Raw genomic sequence first — 12,894 nt, 5'->3', positions numbered from 1 at the left:
CCGCGATCAGGCGGGGGCGAAGGCGAAGATCTCGCCCGCCCGGGTGGCGACCAGCACCTCGCCTTCGGCGCTCACCGCCGTACCGGTGGTGGTGCCGGTGGCGCCGGACAGCACATCCGAGTCCACCGTGCGGCCGGTGTCGGTGTCGAAGGTGATCAGGTTCAGTCCGTCGCCGATCGCCGCCACCGTGTAGCCGATGCCGCCGGCCGTCTGCACCGGCTGCCCGCGCAGCGCCAGATCCTTTCGTTCCCATACGAGTTCGGCGCGGTCACCGTGGTCCTGCACCGCGGTCAGGTGCCCGTCGTCCCCGGCCGGGACGACCAGACCATCGGGCGACACCGACAACGCGCCGCTCGGGGCCCAGCCCAGGTCCTGCACCCATCGGGTGGCGCCGTCGGTGGCGTCCACTGCGATCAGCCGGCCCGAATTGTCACCGACGTAGACGGTGCCGCCGTCCGCGGACAGGGCAGGGCTGGTGGCGCTGCCCTCGGTCAGCATGTCCGCGCTCCACAGGTCCCGGACCTCGCCGTCCCGGTACTCCATCGCCACCAGGGCGGCGGACGGTTCGCCCGGGCGCCACACGGTGAGGTAGAACCGGCCCGTCTCCGGGTCCAGTGCAGTCACGTTCGCCACGGCGCAATCGGGGCCACCGGTGCGGCAGTCGGTCAGCCCGGCGCCCGCAGCGGGACGGGTCAGGTTCGGGTACTCCAGGAAGTCCGGTTCGCCGAGCAGCTGCCGGGTCGGGACCAGGCGTTTACCGGTCTGCCGGTCGAGCACGTCCAACTGACCGGACTGGGTGATCGACAGCACCCGGCTGTCCGGCGTGAACTGCAGCGATACCGGCACACCGGCCACCGGAACCCGCCAACGTGGCTGCCCCAGGTAGTTGAACGAGTTCACGGCGCCGTCGTCGCCGACGTAGACGTTGGTGGTGCCGTCGACCAGGGTGGGCGAATCGATGGCCGAGGGGCCGAGGGGGTTGCAGAAGCGTTTGCGGCCGGTCGGCAGCGTGAAGGAGAAGATCGCGCAGTTCTCGATCGCGGTGGTGACGAACAGCTGCCCCTCGGGCCCCACCGTCACCGGGCGGGCGACGGGACCGCCCAGCGGGCGCGACCAGGCCGGGGTCAGCTCCGCGGATCCGGCGACCGGGCTGGTGCCGCTGTTCCGGGAATCGTGGTACACGGCAGGCCATCCCGTACCGGTGCCGGCGGTGATGTCGTCGACATCGGTACCGCAGCCCGCGACGGCGAGGACTCCGGCGGCCGCGAGCATCGCGGCGGCGGCCCGGCTCCGGGTCGGCTCGGTTCCCACCTGCTTGTCTCCCCTCGGCGCTGTCGTCGATCCGGCCGCCGGACGGCCGGCTGCCGATGCTGGAACGCAACACTAATCTGCGCACCCCGGCCGGGTCGGCGCGGGTGGCCGAGATCGCGTTCCGGGTGCGGGTGCGCAGGGCCCGCGAGCACGCGGGTGTCCTACGATCCTCGTACGATGTAGCTGCCGCGCAGCACACCGATGTCAACCCGCCGAACACACCTGGAGTACTTCGTGACGAGTATGTGGGGCGCACCGATGCGCACACGCTGGCAGGGATCGCGGCGCCGGGACCCGCAGCAGGCGCGGTTCCTGACCCGGGCCTCGCTGCGCTGGGTACTCGCCAATCGCGCCTACACCCCCTGGTATCTGGTCCGGTACTACCGGCTGCTCAAGTTCCGGCTCACGAACCCGCACATCGTGCTTCGCGGGATGGTGTTCCTGGGCAAGAACGTGGAGATCCACGCGACGCCCGGACTGTCCCGGATGGAGATCGGCCGCTGGGTGCATATCGGCGACGGCAACGCGCTGCGCTGTCACGAGGGATCACTGCGGATCGGCGACAAGGTGGTGTTCGGCAAGGACAACGTCGTCAACACCTACCTCGACATCGAGATCGGCGCGTCGACCCTGGTCGCCGACTGGTGCTACATCTGCGACTTCGACCACAAGATGGACGACATCACCATGCCGATCAAGGACCAGGGCATCGTCAAGAGCCCGGTCCGGATCGGCCCGGACACCTGGATCGCGGCAAAGGTGAGCGTGCTGCGTGACACCCGTATCGGGCGTGGCTGTGTGCTCGGTGCGCATGCTGTGGTGCGCGGCGACATACCGGACTTCAGCATCGCCGTCGGCGCCCCCGCGAAGGTGGTCAAGAACCGCAAGGAGGCGTGGGAGGCCGGTGCCGAGGAGCGTGCCGCCTATATCGCCGCGCTGGAGGACATCGAGCGCAAGAAGCACGGGGTCCCGCAGGGCTGATCCGGCCGGAAGTGAGGCCGATGTCGGTGCGCTCGGCTAGTTTCGGCACATGACCGGTAATCAGGCAGACCCGACCACATACGCCGCATTGCTGCGCGGCATCATGCCGAGCAATCCGAATATGGCCAACGACAAGCTGCGCGGCGTGTTCAGCGGGCTCGGATTCACCGGTGTGGCATCGGTACTGGCCAGCGGCAACATCGTCTTCCGCACGACGGACTCGGATGTGCCGATGCTGGAGGACCGCGTCCAGGAGGCACTGCAGGCCGAGCTGGGCATCGGCGGCGGTACCATCGTGCGCACCGAGCGGCAGTTGCGCGACCTGCTCGATTCCGACCCGTTTCCCGGCCTCACCCACGGCCGCGGCAGCTACCTCGTCGCCACCTTCTTCAAATCCCCCGACGCCGACCCCGAGCTTCCCGATTTCGACGACCCGCTGGTCCGGGTGGTGGGATTCGATCCGGCCGCCCGCGCCCTGCTCGCCGTCATCGACAACAGCACGCCGCGCACCTCCGACTTCATGGCCTGGTTGGACAAGAAGTACGGCAAGGACATCACCACCCGCACCTGGCTGACGGTGCAGCGGATCGTGAAGAAGATGCCGGGATGAGCCGCGCGGTCGAGCGGTTCCGCTGATTCAGTACCGAAGCACTGGCCATCCGGCGGGTGTGCTCGACACCTGCACTTACCTCGACCTACCCGATCTGCACGTCGATGCACTTCCGGAGCAGCCCGAGATCGGCGTCGGCCGAGCAGCGGCAATCAGCGTGCCTCGGTCACCACCTCCGAGCGGGCAGGTACCGGATCTGCGGTCCGCTGCGGCACCGTGCAGGTCGCCGCCACGGCCAGTCCGGCCACCACGAAACAGACCAGCGTGTACCACAGGTTTCCGATGGGATCGCCCGCCGCGGTGACTCCGTCGGTCGCGGCGAAGTAGTCGGGTAGCGCGGTGATCCACAGCAGCGCCATGACGGCGAGGTAGACGAGCGCGTACAGCTGGACGAATCGGTTCGAGTAGTTCGCGGTGTCGGGCTGCGGGCCACGCTGCCGTCGCCACTGCTGCACCAGCACGACCGCCGCCACGCCGCTCATGATCGCCAGCTCGGCCGCGTAGACGACACCGCGCACGGTATCGCTGCTCATGCCGATCACCGTGGCCGGTAGCGGCAGCAGGAAGGTGCCGACCGAGGCGAGCAACCCGATCACGACGGTGCGCCATACCAGTTCGAGCCCGGTGAAGTCGCGACCCGCATCGACCTGCCGGCCGACGAAGTACTGCACACAGAAGGCCAGCGACATCGGCCAGAGGGCGGCGAAGACCACGACACTGCCCCACGGCACCGAATCGAACATCGGCTGGTTGATCGGATTGTCCAGCGACCATTCCCACCAGCGCAGCTGCGGGCCGAGGTGGTCGAAGATCTCGTAGAAGGCGTGGTGCACGAACCCGACGCAGGCGGCGCCGACCAGCACCCCGTAGCGGCGGAAGACGCCGAGCATCCGCACGATTCCGAAGGCCATGGTGGCCATCAGCGGGTAGATGGCGACGATGTACAGCGGCAGCCTGCCCCACAGGAATTCCACCGTGAACAGGTTGTGCGCGAACATCGTGTCGACGTGTTCATCGATGCCGAAGGCGGCCGGGAAGTACAGCGGCGGTTCGATCACGAACAGATAGGCGGTGGCCCCGAACCAGAGCACCAGGTCGGTCGGGTCACCGTGTCGGCGCAGCCGCAGCACCGCGAAGATCAGCGCGAGCACCGCGCCGGTGACGATGGTGACCTCGAGAACCGGCAAGGTCCAGTTCTCCAGGGCGAAGGGATTGCGGAACTCGACGAGGCCGCCTGCCTCGGCGCAGGTGAACCCGAGCCGGTCGGCGAGTTCGGCGAAGGTGGTGGCGCAGTCACTCATCGGGGCTCCTACGACACGGCTTCGGCGGTGTACCAGCGGGTCACGTCGTAACCGGCGTCGTACCGCTCGAACCAAACACCTGCGAGATCGGGCAGGTGCTCGTGCGCCGGGTTGTGCCGGGGCAGCTGGCTGCGGACGACGCCGGCCAGCGCCACCAACTGCTCACGCAGCGGCAGGTCGTCGAAGGCCCGGGGGCTGGTGCCGTTCTGCACCGGGGTCAGGAACGGCAGCCGGCGGCGCAGCATCTGCCGGAAGCGATATCTGGCGAACATCGACAAGGCGTCGACCTGCCGGTCGGCCAGCGGGACATGCTTGTTGAAGCCGGCGCAGGCGATTTCGATGACACTCAGGACGTGCCGGAAGATCGACGGGGCCACTCGCATCCGGTAGAGGTCGCTGCCCACCACGGAGTCGAAGATGATGAGCGCGGAGCTGCGATGCTCCACCTCTTCCACGAAATGCCAGATGAACAGCGAGGCGACCCGGTCGTCGCCCGGCCGGAACAGCCCGGCCTCGTTGTCCAGCATCAGCTTGAACACTGGGGTGAAGGTGGCTTCGAGATCGGCGGTGTAGGCCAGCCGGTACTTCAGCGGGGTGTTCGCGGTGATCCGGTCGAATTCGGCGATCACCTCGTCGAAGGTTTCCTGCAAGCCCGGGTAGCGGCGGATCAGTGCGCGCACATGCTGGCGGTGTGCCGCCGAGTGCTGGCCTTCCTGGCGCATGAACGCATCCGCTTCCTCGGCCACTTCCGGGTCGGTGATCAGCGGTTTCGTCTGCAGGATCATCTTCACGATCATCTTCTCGAATCCGATCGCCAGGAACGAGACGGCATTGGCCATGGACGAGAAGGCCGGATTCTCCGGATTCCACAGAAAGGGGACGTCGTAGTTGTCGAACGCGAAATCCATTTTGCGGACATGAAGTTCGGTCATCTGAAGGACACCTCGTTTCGGACGGTGGCCGATCGGCCCGCCCTGGGTTGCATGCGCGACTAAAGCAACCATACACACAACGACGCAAATGTATGATTGCTTTCGGGGATCACTTCCGATCCGGACCGCCCGAGCGCCCGCACCGCCGCAGCCGGTCACTGTGCTAGCGTCCGGACGGTGGCGCGTAGACGTGGGTGGGGCGGACGGCCGCCGGCCGACGACGAGGAAGCCCGGCAGCGGATCATCGATACCGCGGTGGAACTGATCGGGCGGACCGGATCCGCGATCGGCATAGCCGACGTCGCCGAATCGCTCGGGGTGATCCGGCAGACCGTGTACCGCTATTTCCCGAGCGCCGATGCGCTGATGACAGCGGCCGCCATCGCCTCGGTCGACGGTTTCCTCGACCGGCTCGCCGACCATGTCCGCGGCCTGACCGACCCGGCCGTGGCGATGACCGAAGCCGTCGTCTTCACGCTGACCGAAGTCCGCCGCATCCCGCACCTGGGCATCCTGCTGTCCAGCAGCTATTCGACCTCGCACGCCGACAGCCTCACCTCCACCGAGGCGCAGGCCTTCGGCATGACGATGATCCGCCGCTTCGACGTCGACTGGGCGCGGCACGGCTACGACGAACCCGCGCTGCGCGAACTCGTCGAGTACACCCTGCGCACGATGCAGTCGTTCTTCCTCTCCCCCGGCGACCCGCCCCGCACCGACGACGAACTCCGCCGCTACCTGACCCGCTGGCTGGGCACCGCCATCGCCGCCCAGCGGTGAGCGGCCGCCGGGCGAATACGAGCAACCGGCGGCCGGCCGGCGCCGGATCCGTCGTTCCCCGAGGTCGGAGCCGGATACTACGGCCCGAGTCGGCCGGCCGAAATGCGAGTTGTCGGCGGCCTCCGGCGGCCACAGGCTGAAGGCATGGAAACCCCGCGCATCGTCGACTACTCCGATTTCCTGCCGCCCTCCCATCGGCACCGCCCGATCGCCGAACCGGAATCCACCTGGTGGCGCCACCACGACCGGCGGGTACATGTCGCCCGGGCCCGGGTACCGGAGGCCCAGGTGCGGGTGGTCGCGATCCACGGCGCCGGCGGACATTCCGGGTTGCTGTGGCCGGCGCTGGGCAGGGCAGCAGCCGAAGGGATCGCCGAGGTAGCGGCCCCGGATCTGCCCCTGTACGGCCTTACCGTCGAGCCGAGGCCCCGCGCGGTGCGCTACGCCGACTGGGTGGACCTGGTCACGGATTTCGTCACGGCCGAAGCGGCGCTGGACGACCGCCCGCTCCTGCTTTTCGGCGCCAGCATCGGCGGGATACTCGCCTACGAAGCGGCGGCTCGCGGAGCACCGGTCGATCACCTGGTCACCACCTGCCTACCGGACCCGGCCGACCCCGAAGCCCGCCGCGCCATGGCCAGGTTCCCGGCCACCGCTGCTGTCCCCGGCCCGATCCGGCGCGCCGTGGGGCGGATGCTGGGCGATGTCCGGATCCCGATCCGGTGGCTGGTGGACATGCAGAACATGAGCTTGCAGCCCGAGGTGTCGCAGGCCTGTGCCACCGATCCGCTGGGTGGTGGTGTCCGGGTGCCGATCGGCCTGTTGACCGGCCTGCTCGATTTCCGGCACACCGCACCGGAGACGTTCCGGGCCGCGCCGGTCACCTTGCTGCATCCGGCCGAGGACCGCTGGACGCCGCCGGCGATCAGTATCCGGTTCCTGGACCGGATTCCCGCACCCACCCGGCTGGTACTCCTCGAAGGCTGCGGACACTTTCCGTTGGAGCTGCCCGGGCTGGACCGGTTCGAGGACGCACTCCGGGAGGTGGTGGCCGGCCTATCGGCCGGGCGCTGATCCGGCGGGCTCCGGAACCAGCGACGAGACCATCGCCAGCAGCGGCTCCACCTGCATGCCGTGCCGGGCGAGGACCCGATGCACCTGAACGTCCACCGCGTGCACGATGGTGCGCGCGGTGAACTCGGGGTCGGGGCCACCGCGGCGGCAGCGGACCAGATGCCAGGCCACCTCCGCGACCATCAGCTCCTCCAACCCTTCGATTGCGGCGATCTCGACGACGGAACGGGGTGTGACCCGGTGCAGTAGTGCGTGCAGGGCCGGCCGGTCACTGTGCAGTTCCACTACCACGTCAAGCATCCGGCGCATCGTCTCCTCGAACGGCGGCTGTTCGGAGCGCAGCTCGGCGCCCACCGACCGGAGCCGCTGTTCACCTTCCGCGAGGTGCCGGCCGGCCAGGGCGAACAGGAGCGCATGCTTGTTCGGGAAGTACTGGTACAGCGTCCCGATGGAGACCCCGGCGCGGCGCGCGATGTCATTGGTCGTCGCGGCCGGTCCGCGCTTCTCGAAGACCTGGGCGGCGCCTTCCAGCAGCACATCCACGGTGAACCGCGACCGCTGCTGCCGCGGGCGCTTTCGCGGCCGGTCCGGGGCATCACCCATCTCGCCAGGATACGGCGCCGGCCGATTCAGAGCGTCGGATTCGGCGCGTGGGCAGTGCAGAGGAAGGCGGTGGCGGTGCGGCCGATGCGGGTGAGGATCAGGGTGTAGGGGGTGGTGCCGCGGGGTTTGAGGCGTTTGCGGAGCAGATCCGGGTCGGTGTCGACGCCGCGGATCAGGATCTCCAGCGGGCCGCAGTCGCGGGCGGCCAGTTCGCGGCGCAAAGTCTTCTCCCGGAACTCCAGGCGCTCGACGATGCGGAACCCGCGGACACCGACGGGGACGGTGTCGCCGGTGAGATAGGCGATCTGCGGGTCGAGCTGCCACAGCCCGTGCCTCGCCGCGTAGTGACGGACCAGCCCCGCGCGGACCACAGCGCCGTCCGGGTCGATGATCCAGTCGCCCGGCGCGCGGTCGGGGATGTCGTCCGGGTCGGCGTCGGTAAGTGTCTCGTGCCCGCCACCGCTGGTGAGAACGGTGGCGCGGCGGGTGATGTCCGGCTCACACAGGCCCGGAGACCACAGGCAGGCTTCGCGGACAGCGCCGTCGAGAGAGACCACCTCGATCTCGCCGAACCAGCCGAGACGGGCGAAATCCAGGCCGGGCGCGCATTTCACCGCCAAGTCCCGGCCGGTGTATGCATCGAGCAGATCAGGCAGCGGCGGGAGCAGTTTCGCCGGGTCGTGGGTGCGTTTGCCATCGGCACGACGAGCCGGGTCGGCGATGATCACCGTGTCCCGGGAGGTTGGGACGGTGGCATCGGCCACCGCCAGCAGTACCGGAGCGGCGCCCACGGCGGCTTCGAGATCCCCAGACGCCGGTTGTGTGCCCGCAGCCTCAGCAGTCGTACCGAGCCTTCCTTCGGGGTGGCGCAGCGCCCCGGCACCATCACGCCCGCCCGAACGGTGGCCGTGCCGATCTGGGAGCGCCCAGTGCGTTTCGATCCCGGGTTCCGGGTCGGCGGCCGACAACGGCGCTCCGGTACCGATACGCGAGGCCCGGTCCGTTCCGGCCCCCGATCCGGCAGTGCGACCCGGTACGTCGACGCCGAGCCGGTACCACGCCGCGCCCAGATTGTGCGCCGCCATGGCGAGCCGGACCTCGTCGAGGTCGCTGCCGACGACGGCCGGGCACACCCTGGCCAGTTCGGTCAGTTCGGCGCCGATCGAGCAGGTGACATCGTGGACGGCGCGGCCGGCCAGGCGTGCGGCCCGGTGCCGAGCGACGAGCGTCGGGGTGGCCTGCTGCAGCGCATCGTCGGTGAACAGCCAGCGGGCGGCACCGTCGAGCTTGGCGGCCGCCCGGCGGCGCAACCGGACGGTTTCGACCAGGGCCGCCGCGGCATCACCGTGGTCGCGCCGCACCCGAGCCAGGTCGCTCAGGTGACTGGCCGGGGTGAGCGCCAGCCGATCCACCTCGGCCAGTGCGGCGGCACCCGCCGCACTGCCGAGGTAGCCGACGTCGGCCCGGTCGAACCGGTAGCCCACCTACTTCGCGGCGGCGGCCGGCTTCACGCCGGTGATCATCGCGTTGTAGAAGAACTGGCGCGGCACCACATGGCGCAGCACCTTCTCGTCCAGCCGGCTCAGCCCGAGCCACGCCTTGTACTGGGCCATCCGGTAGCCCCAGGTGAGCTTCTCATCGGGCACGGCGGCCTCGAAGGTGCGCACCGGCCAGCCCCACAGGGCGGCGGCGAACTCCTCGGTGGTGGCCTGCGCATCGATCGCACCGGCACGGCGGGCGATCGCCTCGAGTTCGGAAGGATCGAAGGTGTGCAGATCGACGACGGCCTCCAGGGCGGCGGCGCGGGACGACTCGTCGAGTTCGGTCTGCGGGCGGCGCCAGCCGTTGAGGAACGGCAAGCGAGTCACCTCGGTGGTGACCTTCCAGGTGATCTGGCCCAGTTTGCGGGCGTAGAAGTTGCCGACCGTGGTCGGCTCACCGGCGAAGACGAACCGGCCGCCGGGCTTGAGTACCCGCAGGCACTCCTTCAACGCCAGTTCGACGTCGGGAATGTGGTGCAGCACGGCGTGGCCGACCACCAGATCGAAGGTGTCGTCGTCGTACGGGATGGTTTCGGCGTCGGCGACCCGGCCGTCGACGTCCAGGCCCAGGTTCTCGGCATTGCGCAGCGCGACCTTCACCATGCCCGGCGACAGGTCGGTGACCGACCCCTTCTTCGCCACCCCGCCCTGCATCAGGTTCAGCAGGAAGAAGCCGGTACCGCAGCCCAGCTCCAGGGCCCGCTCGTACGGCAGCGGAGCCGGACCGACCGCGGCGTCGAACCGGCCGCGGGCGTACTCGATACAGCGCTCGTCATAGGAGATCGACCACTTGTCGTCGTAGGTCTCGGCTTCCCAGTCGTGGTACAGGACCTGGGCGAGCTTGGTGTCCTTGAGTGCTGCTTCGACCTCGGCCTCGGTGGCATGCGGGTGCGGCGCCGGGTCATCGGGGTGGACCGTCATGGAAGGGTAGCCTAGCTGCCGCCTCCACTGCGGTGCACTGCCGGTCGTGAACTGCGCCGCACCGGACCTGCTATCCGCATCGTGCATCGTTGTGCGCGGTCGTGCATCGCCGGCGGTGCACGACCGCGCACTTCGATGCACGACCGCGCGGACCGCCGGCCACAGCGGCCGGGGCCGGGGTCAGTGGCCGGTGAAAGTGGCGGTGGCCGGGCCGTCGGTGGCGTAGGTACGGGTGCCGGTGCGGGTGTCCGCGGTGTCGAACAGGGCCGGCCATTCGGTGGCGGCGCGGCTGTGGCCGTGCGGGCCGGCTTCGAAGACGGCCTTGGCGGCGGCCAGCGCTCGGGGGGCGGAGGTGATGAACTGTTCGGCCCAGCGGTGCGCGGCAGCGAGAACATCGTCGGGCGCGACCACCTCGTCGGCCAGCCCGAGCGCCTTCGCCTCGTCCGGCTCCACGAATCGGCCGGTGTACACCAGATCCTTGGCGGCGGCCGGGCCGATCAGCAGGGCGAGGCGGCGGATGCCGGACAGCGGGATGAGGCCGGCATCGATCTGCGGCAGGCCGAGCTTGACGTTGTCACCGATGATCCGCCGGTCCGCACCGAGAGCCAGTTCCAGACCGGCGCCCAACGCGTATCCGGTGATGGCGGCGACGGTGGGCTGCGGTACCCGGGTCAGGCAACCGAGCGCCGCCTGCAGGTCCACCACCCGGGCCGCGGCCTGTTCGGCATCCAGGGTGGCCAGTTCCCGCATCTCGTCGCCCGCGCTGAAGATCCGGGCGTCGCCGGCAACGATCAGTGCCGCGACCCCGGGATCGGCGGCCACGGTTGCGGCCGCCGCGGCCACCTCGCGGGCCAGCTGGGTGTCGACCAGGTTCAGCGGCGGGCGGTCCATGCGCAGAACCGCCACACCGCGGGTGTTCGGCTCCGGCAGCTCCAACGTCACGTATTCGGCCATACCGGCAACCTACCGGCCGCCGGATCCCGGCCCGCGCCCACGATCCGGATTGCCTTGCCGACGCGCTGCGACCGGCCGCCCTGCCCGCGGCAGCGGGCTCAGGCTGTCGTGCCGTCGGCAGCCGACGTGCTGCGGGGCTCCCGCCCCGCCCGGTGGCTCGACTGCAGCTCCACGGGGTTCGGCAGATCGGCGAAGTAGCGTTCGTGGCCGGGGAAGTCCGACAGCGGCAGCCCGCCGCCGCCGAGCTGCGGCATGATCGGCGTGATCGCCGGTTCGGCGGCGAGGATCGCTGCGGTGTCGGAGTAGGCGCCGAGCGCGTCGAGCTGCGACCAGGTGGGCGGCAAGAGGATGTCATCACCGGCCCGCCAGCGATCCAGCGCGGCGGCGGCAGTGCGCCAGTGCACTTCGGCGGCTTCCGACGTGGCCCCGTCGGCACGCTGTCCCTCGGGCAGAACCGCCACGAAGAAGTGCGTGTCGTAGCGGCGCGGTTCGGCCTCGGGGGTGATCCAGTTGGCCCAGGGGCGCAGCAGATCGGCGCGCAGCACCAGGTTCTCCTCGGCGAGGAACCGAGCCAGGGACAGTTCGCGATTCTCCAGCGCGCGGCGCGCATCCCGGTAGGCGGTGGTGTCGGCGACGACGGAGTCTGCGGTCGGCCCGGCCAGCAGGACCCCGCATTCCTCGAAGGTCTCCCGGACGGCGGCCGCGACCAATGCCTGGGCCCGCTCGGCGGTCGTTGCAAACCGATCGGCCCACCACTGTGGCTGCGGCCCCGCCCAGCGCAGCTCCGCGGTCCCGTCGGCCGGGTCGACACCGCCGCCGGGGAATACGGTCATCCCGGCGGCGAAGGCCATTGCACCCACTCGGCGCTGCAGGAACACTTCGGGGCCGGCGGCGCTGTCCCGCACCAGCATCACCGTCGAGGCGTCCCGAGCCGGCACGATCGACGACGATACTTCGCCAGGCGAACGATCATCGGTCATGTCGGCACCCTAACGCCATTCCGGCCGAGCGCAAGACCTGCTTCCCGGAATCGGGTCCGGGAGAATCAGCGGGAGCGGTGGCTGCCCGCCCGGCGGGCGCGGCGGGCGAAGTACCGGCCGTCGACGCGATCCAGGGCGATCTGCTGCCGGAATGCCTTGCTGAGGTTCTCGGCGGTCAACACGTCGTCCAGCAGCCCCTGGGCGACGACGGCGCCTTCGTCGAGCAGCAGACCGTGGGTGAAGCCGGGCGGGATCTCCTCGACATGGTGGGTGACCAGGACGGTGGCCGGGGCGTCCGGGTCGGCGGCGAGATCGCCCAGGCGTTCCACCAGTTCCTCCCGGCCGCCCAGGTCCAGGCCGGCGGCGGGCTCGTCGAGCAGCAGCAGTTCCGGGTCGGTCATCAGGGCGCGGGCGATCAGCACTCGTTTGCGCTCGCCCTCGGACAGCGTTCCGTAGGCCCGCTCGGACAGATGTTCGGCACCGAGGGTTTCGAGCATGTCCACGGCCCGATCGGTGTCGATGCTGTCGTAGCGCTCGCGCCAGCGGCCCAAGACGGCATATCCGGCGGAGACCACCAGATCGGCGACCTTCTCGTCCGGCGGGATCCGGGCGGCCACCGCCGCCGAGGACAGGCCGATCCGCGGACGCAGTTCATTGACGTCGACCCGGCCCATTTTCTCGCCCAGCAGGTAGGCGGTGCCGGTGGTCGGATGGACCTCCGCGGCGGCCAGCCGCAACAGTGAGGTCTTGCCGGCGCCGTTGGGGCCCAGCACGACCCAGCGTTCGTCGAGTTCCACCTGCCAGCTCACCGGGCCGACGAGCGTGTTGCCCGAGCGGCGGATGCTGACATCGGTGAAGTCCAGGAGCAGATCGGGATCGGGTTGCGACACGCGATCCATCTTGGCC

13 protein-coding genes are annotated in these 12,894 nt (G+C 69.7%); 4 read left to right on the top strand and 9 right to left on the bottom strand.

What is annotated here, in order from left to right:
• Window positions 1-6: 6 nt before the first annotated feature.
• Entirely contained in the window at window positions 7-1,311 is a 1,305-nt protein-coding gene (locus AC1HFH_RS08100) for an outer membrane protein assembly factor BamB family protein (protein ID WP_480246809.1), read from the bottom strand.
• 234 nt (window positions 1,312-1,545) lie between these two features.
• On the opposite strand from AC1HFH_RS08100, the gene AC1HFH_RS08095 reads away from it, so the two are divergent.
• Entirely contained in the window at window positions 1,546-2,292 is a 747-nt protein-coding gene (locus AC1HFH_RS08095) for an acyltransferase (RefSeq protein WP_480246808.1), read from the top strand.
• Between the two features lie 49 nt (window positions 2,293-2,341).
• On the top strand, window positions 2,342-2,902 hold the full coding sequence (locus AC1HFH_RS08090) for a DUF1697 domain-containing protein (protein WP_480246807.1): 561 nt from the start codon (window positions 2,342-2,344) through the stop codon (window positions 2,900-2,902).
• A gap of 152 nt (window positions 2,903-3,054) precedes the next feature.
• On the opposite strand, the gene AC1HFH_RS08085 is transcribed toward AC1HFH_RS08090, so the two are convergent.
• Both AC1HFH_RS08085 and AC1HFH_RS08080 read right to left on the bottom strand, forming a co-directional pair.
• The gene (locus tag AC1HFH_RS08085) at window positions 3,055-4,203 is read right to left on the bottom strand and encodes a DUF7802 domain-containing protein (protein WP_480246806.1); all 1,149 of its coding nucleotides are present in this window, start codon (window positions 4,201-4,203) and stop codon (window positions 3,055-3,057) included.
• Window positions 4,204-4,211: 8 nt separating this feature from the next.
• On the bottom strand, window positions 4,212-5,135 hold the full coding sequence (locus AC1HFH_RS08080) for a metal-dependent hydrolase (RefSeq protein ID WP_480246805.1): 924 nt from the start codon (window positions 5,133-5,135) through the stop codon (window positions 4,212-4,214).
• A 177-nt stretch (window positions 5,136-5,312) separates the two neighbouring features.
• Here AC1HFH_RS08080 and AC1HFH_RS08075 point away from each other — a divergent pair, with 177 nt between their 5' ends.
• Complete coding sequence (locus AC1HFH_RS08075; protein ID WP_480246804.1) at window positions 5,313-5,915, top strand: TetR/AcrR family transcriptional regulator; 603 nt, start codon at window positions 5,313-5,315, stop codon at window positions 5,913-5,915.
• 144 nt (window positions 5,916-6,059) lie between these two features.
• Window positions 6,060-6,989, top strand: coding sequence for an alpha/beta hydrolase (locus tag AC1HFH_RS08070; protein ID WP_480246803.1), 930 nt, complete (start codon window positions 6,060-6,062; stop codon window positions 6,987-6,989).
• Here the strand turns inward: AC1HFH_RS08070 and AC1HFH_RS08065 are convergent.
• The 6 genes from AC1HFH_RS08065 to AC1HFH_RS08040 all read right to left on the bottom strand — a co-directional run bounded on the left by AC1HFH_RS08065 (window position 6,972) and on the right by AC1HFH_RS08040 (window position 12,887).
• Complete coding sequence (locus AC1HFH_RS08065) at window positions 6,972-7,592, bottom strand: TetR/AcrR family transcriptional regulator (RefSeq protein WP_480246802.1); 621 nt, start codon at window positions 7,590-7,592, stop codon at window positions 6,972-6,974. The genes AC1HFH_RS08070 and AC1HFH_RS08065 overlap by 18 nt on opposite strands.
• A 26-nt stretch (window positions 7,593-7,618) precedes the next feature.
• The gene (locus tag AC1HFH_RS08060; RefSeq protein WP_480246801.1) at window positions 7,619-9,076 is read right to left on the bottom strand and encodes a THUMP-like domain-containing protein; all 1,458 of its coding nucleotides are present in this window, start codon (window positions 9,074-9,076) and stop codon (window positions 7,619-7,621) included.
• Complete coding sequence (locus AC1HFH_RS08055; protein ID WP_480246800.1) at window positions 9,077-10,054, bottom strand: class I SAM-dependent methyltransferase; 978 nt, start codon at window positions 10,052-10,054, stop codon at window positions 9,077-9,079. It lies immediately after the preceding gene.
• A 180-nt stretch (window positions 10,055-10,234) separates the two neighbouring features.
• Window positions 10,235-11,008: an enoyl-CoA hydratase-related protein gene (locus AC1HFH_RS08050; protein ID WP_480246799.1), complete on the bottom strand. Its 774-nt coding sequence runs from the start codon at window positions 11,006-11,008 to the stop codon at window positions 10,235-10,237.
• 98 nt (window positions 11,009-11,106) lie between these two features.
• Window positions 11,107-11,988: an NUDIX hydrolase gene (locus tag AC1HFH_RS08045; RefSeq protein WP_480246798.1), complete on the bottom strand. Its 882-nt coding sequence runs from the start codon at window positions 11,986-11,988 to the stop codon at window positions 11,107-11,109.
• A gap of 65 nt (window positions 11,989-12,053) precedes the next feature.
• A complete protein-coding gene (locus AC1HFH_RS08040; protein ID WP_480246797.1) occupies window positions 12,054-12,887 on the bottom strand; it encodes an ABC transporter ATP-binding protein in 834 nt (277 codons plus the stop codon).
• Window positions 12,888-12,894 lie beyond the last annotated feature (7 nt).

This window comes from Nocardia sp. KT25-26, assembly GCF_056627695.1.
This window is presented reverse-complemented; position numbering and strand designations above follow the sequence as displayed.

Excerpts from the sequence above, each read along its gene's own strand:
- AC1HFH_RS08090 (WP_480246807.1), top strand. The coding sequence starts at position 2,342 with ATGACCGGTAATCAGGCAGACCCGACCACATACGCCGCATTGCTGCGC.
- AC1HFH_RS08085 (WP_480246806.1), bottom strand. The coding sequence starts at position 4,203 with ATGAGTGACTGCGCCACCACCTTCGCCGAACTCGCCGACCGGCTCGGG.
- AC1HFH_RS08080 (WP_480246805.1), bottom strand. The coding sequence starts at position 5,135 with ATGACCGAACTTCATGTCCGCAAAATGGATTTCGCGTTCGACAACTAC.
- AC1HFH_RS08070 (WP_480246803.1), top strand. The coding sequence starts at position 6,060 with ATGGAAACCCCGCGCATCGTCGACTACTCCGATTTCCTGCCGCCCTCC.
- AC1HFH_RS08065 (WP_480246802.1), bottom strand. The coding sequence starts at position 7,592 with ATGGGTGATGCCCCGGACCGGCCGCGAAAGCGCCCGCGGCAGCAGCGG.
- AC1HFH_RS08055 (WP_480246800.1), bottom strand. The coding sequence starts at position 10,054 with ATGACGGTCCACCCCGATGACCCGGCGCCGCACCCGCATGCCACCGAG.
- AC1HFH_RS08050 (WP_480246799.1), bottom strand. The coding sequence starts at position 11,008 with ATGGCCGAATACGTGACGTTGGAGCTGCCGGAGCCGAACACCCGCGGT.
- AC1HFH_RS08045 (WP_480246798.1), bottom strand. The coding sequence starts at position 11,988 with ATGACCGATGATCGTTCGCCTGGCGAAGTATCGTCGTCGATCGTGCCG.
- AC1HFH_RS08040 (WP_480246797.1), bottom strand. The coding sequence starts at position 12,887 with ATGGATCGCGTGTCGCAACCCGATCCCGATCTGCTCCTGGACTTCACC.